This window comes from Halopenitus persicus, from assembly GCF_002355635.1.
GTDB lineage: Archaea > Halobacteriota > Halobacteria > Halobacteriales > Haloferacaceae > Halopenitus > Halopenitus persicus_A.
The window spans coordinates 400,729-414,491 of sequence record NZ_AP017558.1 but is presented as its reverse complement, the minus strand read 5'-3'; the positions used below and the strand labels follow the sequence as shown (position 1 = coordinate 414,491).

12 protein-coding genes are annotated in these 13,763 nt (G+C 69.5%); 3 read left to right on the top strand and 9 right to left on the bottom strand.

Annotated elements, in window-relative coordinates; translation table 11 throughout:
- Positions 1 to 4: 4 nt before the first annotated feature.
- Positions 5 to 1,072 carry an mRNA surveillance protein pelota gene (locus CPZ00_RS02000; RefSeq protein ID WP_096389182.1) on the top strand — a complete coding sequence of 356 codons (1,068 nt, stop codon included), beginning with the start codon at positions 5 to 7 and terminating at the stop codon, positions 1,070 to 1,072.
- 2 nt (positions 1,073 to 1,074) lie between these two features.
- On the opposite strand, the gene CPZ00_RS01995 is transcribed toward CPZ00_RS02000, so the two are convergent.
- Positions 1,075 to 2,085 carry an ornithine cyclodeaminase family protein gene (locus CPZ00_RS01995; RefSeq protein WP_096389180.1) on the bottom strand — a complete coding sequence of 337 codons (1,011 nt, stop codon included), beginning with the start codon at positions 2,083 to 2,085 and terminating at the stop codon, positions 1,075 to 1,077.
- Positions 2,086 to 2,209: 124 nt separating this feature from the next.
- A complete protein-coding gene (locus CPZ00_RS01990; protein ID WP_096389178.1) occupies positions 2,210 to 2,473 on the bottom strand; it encodes a hypothetical protein in 264 nt (87 codons plus the stop codon).
- Between the two features lie 336 nt (positions 2,474 to 2,809).
- Between CPZ00_RS01990 and CPZ00_RS01985 the strand changes: the two genes are divergently transcribed.
- Entirely contained in the window at positions 2,810 to 4,234 is a 1,425-nt protein-coding gene (locus CPZ00_RS01985; RefSeq protein WP_096391559.1) for an MFS transporter, read from the top strand.
- A gap of 17 nt (positions 4,235 to 4,251) precedes the next feature.
- Here the strand turns inward: CPZ00_RS01985 and CPZ00_RS01980 are convergent, their stop codons facing one another.
- The 7 genes from CPZ00_RS01980 to CPZ00_RS01950 form a co-directional block, all read right to left on the bottom strand.
- Entirely contained in the window at positions 4,252 to 5,403 is a 1,152-nt protein-coding gene (locus CPZ00_RS01980) for a multicopper oxidase domain-containing protein (protein ID WP_096389176.1), read from the bottom strand.
- Positions 5,404 to 5,538: 135 nt separating this feature from the next.
- Entirely contained in the window at positions 5,539 to 5,952 is a 414-nt protein-coding gene (locus tag CPZ00_RS01975) for a DUF3054 domain-containing protein (RefSeq protein ID WP_096389174.1), read from the bottom strand.
- Between the two features lie 135 nt (positions 5,953 to 6,087).
- Positions 6,088 to 6,711 (bottom strand): class I SAM-dependent methyltransferase, encoded by a 624-nt coding sequence (locus CPZ00_RS01970; protein ID WP_096389172.1) that lies wholly within the window; start codon positions 6,709 to 6,711, stop codon positions 6,088 to 6,090.
- 5 nt (positions 6,712 to 6,716) lie between these two features.
- Positions 6,717 to 7,187, bottom strand: coding sequence for a GNAT family N-acetyltransferase (locus CPZ00_RS01965; protein WP_096389170.1), 471 nt, complete (start codon positions 7,185 to 7,187; stop codon positions 6,717 to 6,719).
- Between the two features lie 329 nt (positions 7,188 to 7,516).
- Positions 7,517 to 10,687: an isoleucine--tRNA ligase gene (gene ileS, locus CPZ00_RS01960; protein WP_096389168.1), complete on the bottom strand. Its 3,171-nt coding sequence runs from the start codon at positions 10,685 to 10,687 to the stop codon at positions 7,517 to 7,519.
- Between the two features lie 167 nt (positions 10,688 to 10,854).
- On the bottom strand, positions 10,855 to 11,973 hold the full coding sequence (cobT, locus tag CPZ00_RS01955; RefSeq protein WP_096389166.1) for a nicotinate-nucleotide--dimethylbenzimidazole phosphoribosyltransferase: 1,119 nt from the start codon (positions 11,971 to 11,973) through the stop codon (positions 10,855 to 10,857).
- 2 nt (positions 11,974 to 11,975) lie between these two features.
- Positions 11,976 to 12,437, bottom strand: a complete 462-nt coding sequence (locus CPZ00_RS01950; RefSeq protein WP_096389164.1) for a hypothetical protein — start codon at positions 12,435 to 12,437, stop codon at positions 11,976 to 11,978.
- A gap of 114 nt (positions 12,438 to 12,551) precedes the next feature.
- Between CPZ00_RS01950 and CPZ00_RS01945 the strand changes: the two genes are divergently transcribed.
- A complete protein-coding gene (locus CPZ00_RS01945; protein WP_096389162.1) occupies positions 12,552 to 13,616 on the top strand; it encodes a S1C family serine protease in 1,065 nt (354 codons plus the stop codon).
- The last annotated feature ends 147 nt before the right edge of the window (positions 13,617 to 13,763 follow it).

The following is a 13,763-nucleotide window of genomic DNA, read 5'->3' as shown; positions in this document are numbered from 1 at the left end:
CGGTATGCGAATCACGGATCGTGGCCACGGGGAGGAGGGGCGTGAGCGACTCTCCCTCGTCCCGGAGACCGTCGACGACCTCTGGCATCTCTCACACGTCCTCGAGCCGGGCGACCGCGTCGAGGGCGACACGACGCGTCGGATCCAGCGAAACGACGACCAGATGCGGGACACCGGCGGGGAGCGCGAGCACCTGTTCGTCACGCTCGCGGTCGAGACCGTCGAGTTCGCCCGGTTCGCCAACCGGCTGCGGGTCGGCGGCGAGATCGTCGGCTGTTCCCGCGAGGACCAGCTCGGGCAACACCACACGATCAACGTCGAGGAACACGACGAGATCACCGTCGAGAAGCGCTTCAAGCCCGACCAGCTCGAGCGGATCGAGGAGGCCACCGAAGCCGCCGAGAACCCCGACGTCGCGATCGCGACCGTCGAGGAGGGCGCGGCGTTCATCCACACCGTCGAGCAGTACGGCACCGACGAGTACGCCTCGTTCACGCGGCCGACCGGCAAGGGCGAGTACGCCCGGCCCCGAACCGAACTCTTCGAGGAGCTCGGGTCCGCGCTCGTCCACCTCGACGCCGACGCGATCATCCTCGCGGGGCCGGGCTTCACCAAGCGGGACGCACGCGAGTACGTCGCCGAGGAGTTCCCCGAGCTCGACGCCTCGATCCGCGTCGTCGATACCGCGAGCGTGGGCGACCGCGGCGTCCACGAGGTCCTCAAGCGGGGCGCCGTCGAGGAGGTCCAGGACGAAACCCGGATCGCGAAGGAGGCGGCGCTCATCGACGATCTGACCGAGCGGATCGCCGAGGGCGCGAAGGCCACCTACGGACCGGCGGACGTCGCCGAGGCCGCCGAATTCGGCGCGGTGGAGACGCTGTTGGTCGTCGACGACCGGCTCCGGACCGAGAGACAGGGCGACGGTGACTGGGAGATCGACGTCAACGACGTGATCGAATCGGTCGAACAGCAGGGCGGCGACGTCGTCGTCTTCTCCAGCGAGTTCGCCCCGGGCGAGCAGCTCCACAACCTCGGCGGCATCGCCGCGATACTTCGTTATCGGCTCACGTGATTTTATCGTCCCGTGAGCGCCTCGCTGCCGGGCGATATCGAGATCGTTTCCCCTAATCCCCGCTCGACCGCGCGTTCGTACAGGAGGTGTGCCGCCGCGACGGTCTCGATCCCGGTGCCGCCGGAGTCGAAGATCGTCACCTCGTCCGCATCCGTTCGGCCGGGGACGCTCCCGGCGACGATCTCACCGAGTTCGGCGTGGACGTGGGCCTCCGGATCCGCCTCGTCGATCAGGCCCGCATCGATCGCCGCGAGGAAGGAGCCGGCGTCCTGCAGCACGCGATCCCGAAGGTCGGGGACGTACGTCGCTCGAGCGATCGTCTCCGGCGGCAGCTCGTTCTTGCCGGGCGTGTACTGCCCCATCGCCGTGATGTGGGTGCCGGGCTCGACGTCGCCGTCGTCGATCACCGGATCGCTCGCGTTCGTCGCGGTGATCACGACGTCGGCGTCCGCAAGCGCCGCGGCGCTGGAGTCGACCGCCTCGACGGGGAACGACAGCGTGTCGGTCAGCTCCGCGGCGAACGTCTCCCGGCTCTCGGGGGTCGGCGAGTAGACCCGGCCGGCGTCGAACTCGCGGACCGTCGCCGTCGCCCGGAGCTGGCCGCGAGCCTGCGCGCCGGCGCCGATGACGGCGACCTCGGCGGCGTCCTCCCGCGCGAGCGCGTCGACGCCGACCGCTCCGGCGGCTCCGGTTTTAAACGGATTCATCGACGCGCCGTCGATGAGCGCGAGCGGTTCGCCGGAGTCGGCGTCGAACAGCGGCGTCATGAACCAGACGTCCTTCGCGCCGAATCCGGCCGCGTAGGTGTACCCGCCCATCGCGCCGGTCTCCGGGAGGATCGCGGCGTAGGTGGTCAACATCCCCGCTGGGTCCCGATTCACGAGCTTCGTCCTCGGTTCGGCGGGCGCGCCCTCGCCGACCTGCCGGTAGCCGTCACGGACGACGTCGACGTATTCGGCCGGCCCCGCGAGCCCCGCGACCTCGCCGCTGGTGAGGAACAGTGTCTCGGTCACACTCGCGGTTCGGCGGGCAACGATAAAACGGTTGAGGAGGCCACACGGCCGGTCGAGGATCAGGGCCCGCGATCAGGGCCCGCGATCAGGACGCGACGGCGGATCGTGACGAAAAACGGACGGATCAGTCCGCGTTCTGCGCGGACAGTCCGGGGGACTGCGTCGATCGGTCGACGCCGGATTCGGCGCCGAAACCGTTCGTCTCGATGGAGGGCGTCTCCGGGACTGGACCCTTGAGGAACATCGCGTGGCCCATCAGTCCGATCGCGACCGTCGCGCCGACGGGCACGGCCGACACCACGGGGAGGCCCACGAGAGTCAACGCGAGAGTGATCCCGATGAGCGCCGCGGGGATGAGGCCGAGGATGTAGTCGTAGTATCCAGTCATAATACGATCAATAGTACGGACGATGGGTATATAATTGTTTCCCGTGCCCACGGAGTCACGATCGGATGGTTGACTTGAAACCATCTCATAACTTATGAACCGTCCGAGCGCCAGTCGATGTGTGGAAGCGATGATCGGTGCACGGGCCGGCACCGATCCGCGAGGTGGTCACCGCTCCGCGAGGAAACCAACGCCGAAGGGGCCGCAACCCGAACGGACCGCAACCCGAACGGACTCCAACGCCGATCGGAGCCATAAACTACCCGCGCGCCCGAGACGGCGGCAGTGAACCGGAACGACCGCTCCATCGTCGCGTTGGTCACCCTGGCACACGGGATGGTCCACACCTACGAGCTCGCGGTCCCGATCTTCGTCGCGATCTGGCTGACGGAGTTCTCGGTCATCGACCTCGGCGTGATGACCCTCGAGGTGACGACCGCGACCCTCGGCGTCGTGGTGACGATCGGCTACGGCCTGTTCGGCCTCGGCGCCCTCCCGGGTGGAATCCTGGTCGACCGGATCGGCTCCCGCCGGCTCATCACGTGGTGTCTGGTCGGGATGGGCGCGTCCTTCGGCCTGCTGGCGCTCGCGCCGACCGTGGTGGTGATCACGCTGGCGCTCGTCGTGTGGGGGGTCGCCGCCTCGGTGTACCACCCGGCCGGCCTCTCGCTCATCTCGAAGGGGATCGAGGAGCGCGGGACCGGTTTCGCGTATCACGGGATCGCCGGGAACCTCGGGATCGGCCTCGGTCCCCTCGTCGCGGCCACGCTGCTTCTGGTGCTCGACTGGCGCGTCGTCGCGGGACTGCTGGCGGTTCCGGCGCTGCTGGCGGCCGTCTACGCCTCCCGGTCCGACATCGATCCCGAAGCCGCCATCGGGACGGACGGGGACGAGGACGGGAGCGAGGCTGACGGTGACGGCGTCGCGGCGGCAACCGACGGCGACGGCAGCGCAGCGACCGACGGCGACGGCAGCGCAGCGACCGACGGCGACGGCAGCGCAGCGACCGACGGCGACGGCGGCACAGCGACCGACGGCGATGGCGGCGATGACGGCGGCGGGGACTCGAAGGCGAGCGCGGGCGTCGACTCGGTCGCGGCGTTCCGGGCCGAGTCGCGGCGGCTCTTCGCCGGGAGCTTCGCGCTCGTCTTCCTCGTCGTGATGTGCTCGGGACTCTACTACCGCGGGTTCCTCACGTTCCTCCCGGAGCTGCTCGGACGCCTCGAGGGGTTCGAGCCGATCGCGATCGCCGCGCTCCTCCCGGAGGCCCTCCACGGCCCGCTGGGGGTCGATCCGAGCGACGGGAACACGCTCGCGCCGAGCGACTACTTCTACTCGGGACTGTTGCTGATCGGCGTGGTCGGCCAGTACGTCGGCGGCAAGCTGACGGACCGCGTGCCGGTCGAGTACGGCATCGCGGTCGGGTTCGGCGGGCTCGCGGTGCTCGCGCTCGCGTTCCTTCCCGCGGCCGGCCTCGGACTCGTCCCGCTCGCGGTCGTCGGGGCGCTGATGGGCGTGTTCCTGTTCCTCGTCCAGCCGCTATACCAGGCGACCGTCGCGGAGTACACGCCCGCCGGCACGCGTGGACTCTCGTACGGCTACACCTACCTCGGCGTCTTCGGCGTGGGGGCGCTCGGCGGCGCGATCGCGGGGACGATCCTCGAGTACGCCACCGAGCCGACGCTGTTCCTCGTCCTCGCCGGGTTCGCGACCGTCGCGTCGGTCACCGGGATCGTTCTCGGTCGCCGAAACGCGGCGTAGGCTCGCCGGTCGCGGTCTCACCCCTGGTAGCCAGCGTACTCCATCAGGTCGGCGAAGACGTCGGTGTTCATCGCCTCGCGGTAGACGATCGCCGAGAGCATCCCGCCCGGATAGACGTTCCCGTTCATCACGTGGTCGACCTTGTGACAGTGCATCGGGTAGATGCCGGGGTCGGCGTCCGCCGTGAACTCGACGGTGTGTCGCTCGGCCGGCGCGACGTTACAGACGTCCATCTCGTGGCGGGCGACCTCGGGGATCGTCCCGCCGTCCTTCTCGGTCCGCGTGAATCGGTGGTTATGGATGTGCAGCGGGTGGCTCATGTAGCCCGCGTTGACCCAGTGCAGCCGGACCGTGTCGCCGTGGTCGACGATCATCGGCGAGCCGTCCTCGGGGTGGAACGTCCGCGGCGCGACCTTCCCGTTGACGGTGAAGACGTCCGGGTTTCGGTTCCGCGGGCTGTAGGAGACGTCCTCGCCGGCCATCATCCGGTTGAGCCGAGAGTCCCAGTCCTTCACCGTCATGAAGTACTCCCGGTCGGCCGGCTCGTAGCCCTTGGGGTCGACGCGGAAGATCCCGTACATCCCCATGTCGATGTGCCGCTGCGTCTGGAAGTGGCAGTGATAGAGGTGCGTGCCGGGGACGTTGGCCGGGATCTCGTAGGTGTGCTGCTCGCCTGGCGCGACCGTGATCCCGGTCGTCGTCGGGACGCCGTCGTCCTTCCAGGCCTTCTGCGAGCCGTGGAAGTGGATCGTGTGGGGAAGGTGGCCGTCGGTGTTGTCGAGGGTCACCTCGATGTCCTCGCCCTCGGTCGTCCGGATGATCGGTCCGGGCACGCTCGGGTCGCCGTCGTCGGCCCGAAACGCCCACACGCGGGGCAGCTCGACGGGCCCGCCCATCGAGTCGAGCGGGTGGGCCGCGTGGACCGCCGGCTGGGTCGACAGCGTCACCGAACCGCCCTGCTCGTCGACGTCCACGACCTCGGGCGGGCTGGTCCGCGGCAGCGACTCCGCGGACGTTTGAGTCGGCGTCGAGTCGGTCATTGCCTTCGCGCCGCCGCCGTTCGACGGGGCCTGACAGCCCGCAAGCAGTGCGGAGCCGACGCCGCCGGTGGCCGCCAGAAATTCGCGTCGCGACACGTTCGAGCCGGGTGCGCCGATGCGGTCGTTCATCACACCTGGAGCGAGGACCCGTACATAAATAGGGGGGCTGCAGGTTCCCGACCGACGAGAAGGACGGCGAACGTATTCGACCCGATCCATATAAAAGCCGGAACGTGTTCGATTCGTGATTTATGGTGGGTGGCGTCACCTGAGCTTGAAGTACAGCCCCCGCCAGACGACGAGCGCGACCGCACCCGTCACCACCATCACCGCGACAAAGACCGCCTGCACGCCGCCGTGAAAGACCGGGGTCGCCCGGAGCCCGAGTCCGATCAGCGCCGCCGGAATCCACGATCGAACGACGAGCGGAACCGACGCCTTCGCGGACTCGACCGCCCCCGGCGAGTACGCGCCGATGAGGGGCGCTACGAGCACCCAGCCGATCAGGAAGGGCGCGTAGATCCCGAGGAGATACAGCGGGTTCTCGATCAGGAAGTCGGTCGGATTGTGCTGGTTCGCGCCGATCGTCAACACCACCAGGATCGCGACGACGTCCCCCACGGCCAGGGGGATCGCCGCACGGTCCAGGCGGCTCTCGAGGAACGCTTCGACGTCCATACCCCCGTTCCGGACGGGGTGCCCTTGTTTCGTGCGGATCGTCGCGGGGACCGATCCGGCCTCCCGCGACGCGTCCTCGGCCGGCCTCCCGCGACGCGTCCTCGGCCGGCCTCCCGCGACGCGTCCTCGGCCGGCCTACCGCGACGCGTCCTCGGAGTCCGGAACTCGCCCGACGACCGTGTACATGAATCCGTCATCGGGGACGGCCGTCTCGAACCCGGTCGCCTCGAGCGCGTCGCGGAGGGCGGCAGGCGTGACGAACGCCGAGTCCATCCCGATGGCTCGCTCGCCGACGGCCAGAACGCGCCCGAGCGGATGTGACGGATCGAACTCGCGGATCACGACCACGCCGCCGGGACGTATCGTTCGACGCAGCTCCGCGAGCGTGCCCGAAACGTCGGGAAAGTGGTGGAGCGCGTCGACGATCACCGCGGCGTCGACCGCGTTCGAGTGGACCGGGAGCCGCGCCGCGTCGCCGCGAACGGCGCCGAACCCGCGTTCACGAGCACGTGCGAGCATCCCGGCACTTGCGTCGACCACGACCGGGCCGTCGGCGTCCAGCCCGGCGGGCAGCGCCGCCGCGCGACCGGATCCGCCACCGACGTCGATCACGCGCCGAACCGGGCCGGTCGCGACGCCGAGCGCGTCCGCGAGGACCTCGGGATCGGCCCCCGGCATCACGAAGTCGTACAGCGGCGCGAGACGGTCGAAGAACCGGACGTCGCCGGGACCGAACGTCGAGTCGCCGGGACCGAACATCGGGGCTACGAGAGGCGTTCGACCGGGGCGACGAAGACGATCTCCGTCCCGGCCGGTCCCTCCCGGCTCGTCTTGTGGTTGAAGCCGTTGGCTCGGTAGAACTCCCGGCTCGTCGGGTCGTCGTGCGGGACCGACGTCCGGATCGACTCGACGCCGTCGCGCGCGAGCGAGCGCGCAACGTTGCCGAGCAGGGTCGTCTCCACGTCGTCGGCCGCGTGGTCGGGATGGACCCACAACGCGAGCAGCTCAGCCTCCCGACCGTCGGAGTCGGGATGCGCGAGCGCCACGCCGACGGGTTTGCCGTCGGCCTCGACGAGAAACGAGCAGTCGGCCGTCGCCGCGGCTTCACGGACCCCCGCCGCGGAGACGTCGAGTATCGGTGCACCGAAATCGTCGAACACGGCCGTTTCACCCGCGCGGGAAACCGCCGCCCGTAGTGCCTCGGCATCGCCGGGACACGCCGGTCGGATTTGCATCGTGTGGAGTACACGGCGGACGTGTTCGAATATCTTTCGGAGGGGAGCCCCGGGTCCGGATGCGATCCACCGGGGGCCGGGTGCGGTCCACACGGCGCCCGGATGCGGTCCACACGGCGCCCGGATGCGGTCCACACGGCGCCCGGATGCGGTCCACACGGCGCCCGGATGCGGTCCACACGGCGCCCGGATGCGGTCCACACGGCGCCCGGATGCGGTCCACACGGCGCCCGGATGCGGTCCACACGGCGCCCGGATGCGGTCCGCCTGCGGTCGTCCACGGCCACCGATCGGGTCGCAGTCGGCCGATCGGGCGCGGTCGTTGCCGATCAGATCCGATCGATGCCGATCGTGACGGTGATCCCCTCGACGTTCCACTCCTCGCGGGCGTCGGTCGCCGCGTCGGGATCGTCGAGCCACTCGGTCGCGCGGGTCTCCTCGGCGATGAGGTCGCGGTGCTCGTCGACCAGGTCGGCGACGCGGTCGTCGTCGATCGCGACGCCGAGCCCGATGCTCGCGTCGACCTCGAGGTCGAGATCCTTGCGCATCTCCTGGACGCGGCGGATGACGTCGCGGGCGTATCCCTCGGCCTCGATGTCGTCGGTGAGGGTCGTGTCAACGTAGATCGTGCCGTCGTCGAACGTCGCCGCGCTCACGCCCTCCGGCGGCGTGGCCTCGTACTGGACCATCTCCGGCTCGAGCTCGACCGCCTCGCCGTCGACGGTCACGCCGCCGTTCTCGACCGCCTCGCGGGAGGCACCCTCCACGGCGGTCATCACCTCCTGTGCCTGCCCGCCGAAGGCGGGGCCGATCTCCGCCATCTGCGGCCGTGCGCGCTCCTCGAGCTCCTCGAACCGGTCGGTGACCACGAGCGACCGCGCGTTCACGCGGTCGAGGATGAGGTCCTCGAGGGTTTCGACGGCGCCCGCGACGTCGTCGTCCTCGGTCTCGACGATCACGCGCGAGACGGGCCACCGGAGCTTCCGGCCGGCCTGCTGGCGCGCGGTCGCTGCGGTCTCCTCGACGTCGCGCATCACGGCGACGTCGTGCTCGAGATCCGGATCGTGGCGGTCGTCGTCGGGCTCGGGATACGCGAGCGCGTGGACCGTCGTTGCCTCGCCGTCGAGCGTCCGGTACATCCGCTCGGTGACGTAGGGGGCGATCGGCGCGAGCATCCGGATCGTCTCGTCGAGAACGGTGGCGATCGTGGCGTACGCGCCGCGTTTGGAGGCCGAGTCGGTCTCCTCCCACATCCGATCGCGAACCGCCTTGATATAAAAGCGGGAGACGTCCTGGGTGACGAACTCGATCAGCGCGTTGACGGCGTCGCTGATCCGGTACTCCGCCCAGGCATCGCTGACCTCGCGTTCGACCGACTGCAGCCGCGAGAGGACCCACTCGTCGACGAGCTCGAGCTCGCCGTCCGAGAGGTCCGCCGACGCGGGGTCGTAGTCGTCCAGGTCCATGTACGGCAGCGGGAACCGGAACGTGTTCCAGAGGATGTTGAGCTTGCCCTGGATCTCGCCGAGCCCGTCCCACTCGAAGGCCAGGTCGATCCCCTGCTGGTCGTGGCTCAACAGGTACGTTCGGAGGGGGTCGCGGCCGGCGCGCTCGATCGCCTCCTCGGGCGTGACGATGTTGCCGACCGACTTCGACATCTTCCGGCCCTCGCTGTCGTTGACGAATCCGTGCATCAACACCTGTTCGTAGGGCGTCTCGCCGAACGCGGCCGTCGCCATCCCGAGCTGGGACCAGAACCAGCCCCGGGTCTGGTCGTGCGCCTCGACGATCAGGTCGGCGGGCCACAGTTCCTCGAAGGCCTCGGTCTCGCCGGGGTAGCCGATCGTCGCCCACGAGGCCACCGAGGAGTCGAGCCAGACGTCGAAGACGTCCTCGACGCGCCGATAGGTGGTTCCGTCCTCGGTGATGGTGAGGTCGTCGACGGTCGGCCGGTGGAGGTCGATTTCGGTCGGATCGACCGACTGGTCGACGCGGTCGGACAGCTCCTCGCGCGTGCCGATCACGATCATCTCCTCGTCAAAGGACTCGGAGTCGGCGTCCTCGGGGACCCAGATCGGGATCGGGATGCCCCAGTAGCGCTGCCGGGAGACGTTCCAGTCCGGCGCGTCCTCGATGAAGTCGCGGAAGCGCTGGTCGCGGGCCCAGCTCGGGAACCACTCCGAATCCCGCATGTTCTCGAGGAGGTCGTCCTTGACGTCGGTGATCGAGATGAACCACTGGTCGGTGACGAGCTGGATGATCCCGGTGTCACACCGCCAACAGTGCCCGTAGCTGTGCTCGACGGTGTCGTGGGCGAGCATCCGGCCGTCGTCGATCAGGTCCGCGATGATGTCGTCGTTCGCGTCGCGCACGAACTGCCCGGCGTACTCGCCGGCCGCGTCGGTGAACTCGCCGTTCGGCTCGACCGGGCAGGCGATCTCCAGCCCGAGCTCGCGGCCGCGCTCGAAGTCGACCTCACCGTGACCGGGCGCGGAGTGGACCAGTCCCGTGCGGTCGGCCTCGACGTAGTCGGCGGCGTACACCTGCCCGGCCCCCTCGAAGTCGGGGTACTCGGCGAGGTGGTTCGCGAGCGGATGGTCGTACTCCCAGCCGACGAGCTCCGCGCCCGACAGCTCGGCCTCGATCTCGTAGTCGTCGTACCGACCCCGCTTGAGGACGTCCTCGACGCACTCGGCGGCGACGTAGAGCAGGTCCTCGGTGTCGCCTCCGTCCTCGCCGTCCGCGCCGCCATCGCCGTCCTTGCGGGCGCGCACCGCGTTGTAGGTGAGTTCCTCGTCGACCGCGACGAAGGTGTTCGCGGGGATCGTCCACGGCGTCGTCGTCCAGATGACGAGGCTTCCCTCGCGGTCCGAAAGGTCGAATTTCACGTAGACCGAGGGGTCCTCGACGTCCTCGTACTCGACCTCGTTGTTCGCGAGTCCGGTTTCACACCGGGGACACTGCGAGATCGACCGCTTGCCGCGCTCGACGAGCCCGCGGTCGGCGACCTCGGAGAACGCCCACCAGGCCGACTCCATGTACTCGGGCGAGACCGTCTTGTAGGGGTCGTCCCAGTCCATCCACGCGCCGATGGATTTGAAGTCCTCGTCCATCGCCTCGCGGTTGGATTCGGCGAACTCCAGACACTCATCGATGAACGCCTCCATCCCGTACTCCTCGATGTCGCGTTTGGAGTCGAACCCGAGCTTCTCCTCGACCTTCACCTCGATCGGGAGGCCGTGCATGTCGTAGCCCGGCCGGTCGGTCACCCGGTGGCCGGTCATCCGCTTGTACCGGATGATCGCGTCCTTCAGCGTCTTGTTCCAGGCCGTTCCGAGGTGCATCTGCCCCGAGGTGTACGGCGGCCCGTCGACGAAGAAGAACGGCGGGTCGTCGGCGTGGGCCTCCGTCGCCGCCTCGTAGGCGTCGGCGTCGTCCCAGTACGCCTCGATCGCGGATTCGACGTCCGCGGGTGTGTACTGGTCGTCGATCTGCTCCATATCCGAGCGTGTTCGGCCGCGTATTTGAATACGACGGAGTCGCGGCCTCGGCGACCGGGAGCCACGACCTCAACGACCGGGCGTCACGACATCGGGGAACGGGAGTTACGACCTCGGGGAACGGGACCGGCGACCCGTGTGAGCCGAACCACGACCGCGACCACGTCTCAGCCGCCGTCCTCGAGACCGATGTCGGCGAAGGTCGCCATCTCCCGGTGGGTCGCACACGCCGACCGGTAGATCGGGAGCGCCAGACAGGCACCGGTTCCCTCACCCAACCGGAGGTCGTATTCGAACAACGGCTCGAGGTCGAGCGCGTCGAGTTGGATCGCGTGCGCGGGCTCGGCACCCGCGTGCGAGGGGAGCAGGAAGGGACGAACCGACGGATCGACGGCGTCCGCGAGAAGGGCAGCGGCCCCGGTGATGACGCCGTCGACGACGACCGGCGTTCGGTCGGCCGCACAGCCCAGCGCGACGCCGGCGAGAACGCCGATCTCGAACCCGCCGACGCGAGCGAGGACGTCGAGGGGATCGTGGTCGTCGGCGGGGTCTCCGGCCTCCGCGTCGAGGCCGTTCGCCGCGAGCGCGTCCTCGACGACGGCCACCTTCCGTTCGAGCGTCTCGTCATCGATCCCGGTTCCGTGCCCGGTCGCCTCGGCCGGGGCGGCGTCGGTCAACGCCGCGGTGATCGTCGCCGCGATGGTGGTGTTCCCGATCCCCATCTCGCCCAGCGCGACGATGTCGGCGTCCGCCAGCTCCGAGTCCGCGATCCGGACGCCGGCCTCGACCGCGTCGACTGCGTCCGATCGGGCCATCGCCGGGCCACTGGACGCGTCGTTCGTTCCGGCGCCGATCCGGACCGCAAGCGCGCCCGGAACCGGGTCACCCGCGATCCCGGCGTCCACGACGAGCGTCTCGGCGCCGACGGCGTCGGCGATCGCGTTGACCGCGGCGCCGCCGTGCAGGAAGTTCTCGAGCATCGCCCGCGTCGCGGCCTGCGGATACGCGGAGACGCCGCGGTCGACGACGCCGTGATCGCCGGCCGCGACCACGACCGTCGCATCGGCCAGGTCGGGCCGGGAATCACCGGTGACGCCGGCGAGCGCGACCGCGAGGTCCTCGAGCCGGCCGAGGCTTCCGGGCGGCTTCGTGAGCGTCGGCTGTCGCTGGAGCGCGGCGCGTTCCGCCGCCTCGTCGACCGGCGGTATCGTGGGCCGATCGGGCGTTGTTCTCGGGTCCGGATCGGTGACGGCGCCGGGCGCGCCGTCGCGTCGGTGGCCCGCCATGCTCAGTCGTCGAACTCCGGGAGATCGTCCGGCGCGTCGTAGTCGGCCTCCCAGTCGATGTACTCCTGCTTGAGGGTCTCGCAAACGATCTGGCCGAGCTCGGTCAGGCCGGCGTTGATCCCCGACACGGTCCCCCACGAATCGAGGTCCGGGTGGAGATCGCGCTCCCGCCAGTCCTCCGGGAGGCCGGGAGCGTGGTAGCCGACGCGGTCGGCGAAGTCGTCCCAGAAGAAGTCGAACCGCGAGACCAGGCCCAGGTCGCGGACGATCGCCCAGTCGGCCTCGTCGAGGTCGCTCGTCGCCGCCCACTCCTCGAACGCGTCCGTCCACGCACCCTCTCGAAGGAGGGCCTCGATCTCGTCGCGCCTGTACTCCGCGTCCCCGGCCACGTCGGCATCCTCGTACTCGTTTGGGTCGATCGACGCGAGCTCGGGTGGGTCGGGAACCGGAACGTCGAGGCTCATACGTCGCGATTCGCGCGGCGAACGAAAAGACCCGTCGACTCCGACGGTCAAAGCCGGCCGGAAGCTCGACCACCACTTCCGGGGGCTTAACGGTTCCCCGATCGATGCCGACGTATGCAGCGAACGCGACGGGAGTTTCTCGGTTTGCTCGGCGGGAGCGTCGCGGCCGGCTCGACGGCGGGCTGTGTGGCGCCGGCACGCAACGATCCGGTCGGAGAGCGACGGTTCGCGATGCTCTACGAGGACGTCGCGCCGTCCGTCGCACGGGTGCAAGTGACGGCTGACGGACGAACCGGACAAGGATCGGGATTTCGATATCGGCCGGCCGCCGCCGACGGCGCGTACGTCGTGACGAACCAGCACGTCGTCGGCCCGGATCCCGACGCGGTTCGGCTCCAGTACGCGGACGGCGCGTGGGTCGAAGTCGCGGTCCTCGGGACGGATCCCTACAGCGACCTCGCGGTCCTGGAGCCGGGGGAAGCCATCGACGCGGAGCCGCTGCCCCTCCGGGAAACCGTGCCGCCGATCGGCACCGAGGTGCTCGTCGTCGGCTCGCCGCTCGGTTTCTCGGGAAGCGCCAGCCAGGGGATCATCAGCGGTCGCAATCGGAGCATCCCCGCGACGGGGAACTACACGATCGCGGACGCGATACAGACAGATGCCGCGTTAAATCCCGGCAATAGCGGCGGCCCGATACTGACGCTCGACGGCGAGGTCGTGGCGGTCGCGACCGCCCGCGTGTCGGGCAGCGACAACCTCGGGTTCGGCGTTTCGGCGCCGCTGGCCCGCCGCGTCGTCCCCTCCCTGATCGAGCACGGCCGGTACGACCACTCGTATATGGGCGTCGCGATCCGTGACGTCGGGCCGCTGATCGCCGAGGCGAACGGCCTGCCCGCTGCACGCGGGGTCTACGTCACCGCGACCGAATCCGGGGGACCGGCGGACGGGGTGCTCCGCGGATCGACCGGCGAGACGGTCGTCGACGGGACGCCGGTCCCGACCGGCGGCGACGTCATCGTCGGTCTGGGGGAGACGCCGATCGACACGCAGAGCTCGCTGTCGCGGTACCTCGCGCTCGAGACGACTCCGGGAGACGTGATCGACGTTCGGATCCGGCGGGGCGGGGGCGAGACGACCGTCCAACTCGAGCTTGGAACGCGACCCGAACCACAGATCTGAGTCCAGCCCGGCCCGGAGGTCTGCTCTCGGCCCGACCTAGAGGTCTGCTCTCGGCCCGATCGACCCCGAATCGGTATGCGATCCCGGAACACTGCCCGCAGGCATCCGTGACGTTTAAGTATCGATGACGGGTTCCTCAACACGCAC

What these genes read in the sequence shown, in the direction of transcription:
- CPZ00_RS02000 (WP_096389182.1), top strand. Translation starts at nt 5, where the DNA reads ATGCGAATCACGGATCGTGGCCACGGGGAGGAGGGGCGTGAGCGACTC.
- CPZ00_RS01990 (WP_096389178.1), bottom strand. Translation starts at nt 2,473, where the DNA reads ATGACTGGATACTACGACTACATCCTCGGCCTCATCCCCGCGGCGCTC.
- CPZ00_RS01985 (WP_096391559.1), top strand. Translation starts at nt 2,810, where the DNA reads ATGGTCCACACCTACGAGCTCGCGGTCCCGATCTTCGTCGCGATCTGG.
- CPZ00_RS01980 (WP_096389176.1), bottom strand. Translation starts at nt 5,403, where the DNA reads ATGAACGACCGCATCGGCGCACCCGGCTCGAACGTGTCGCGACGCGAA.
- CPZ00_RS01975 (WP_096389174.1), bottom strand. Translation starts at nt 5,952, where the DNA reads ATGGACGTCGAAGCGTTCCTCGAGAGCCGCCTGGACCGTGCGGCGATC.
- CPZ00_RS01970 (WP_096389172.1), bottom strand. Translation starts at nt 6,711, where the DNA reads ATGTTCGGTCCCGGCGACTCGACGTTCGGTCCCGGCGACGTCCGGTTC.
- CPZ00_RS01965 (WP_096389170.1), bottom strand. Translation starts at nt 7,187, where the DNA reads ATGCAAATCCGACCGGCGTGTCCCGGCGATGCCGAGGCACTACGGGCG.
- ileS (WP_096389168.1), bottom strand. Translation starts at nt 10,687, where the DNA reads ATGGAGCAGATCGACGACCAGTACACACCCGCGGACGTCGAATCCGCG.
- cobT (WP_096389166.1), bottom strand. Translation starts at nt 11,973, where the DNA reads ATGGCGGGCCACCGACGCGACGGCGCGCCCGGCGCCGTCACCGATCCG.
- CPZ00_RS01950 (WP_096389164.1), bottom strand. Translation starts at nt 12,437, where the DNA reads ATGAGCCTCGACGTTCCGGTTCCCGACCCACCCGAGCTCGCGTCGATC.
- CPZ00_RS01945 (WP_096389162.1), top strand. Translation starts at nt 12,552, where the DNA reads ATGCAGCGAACGCGACGGGAGTTTCTCGGTTTGCTCGGCGGGAGCGTC.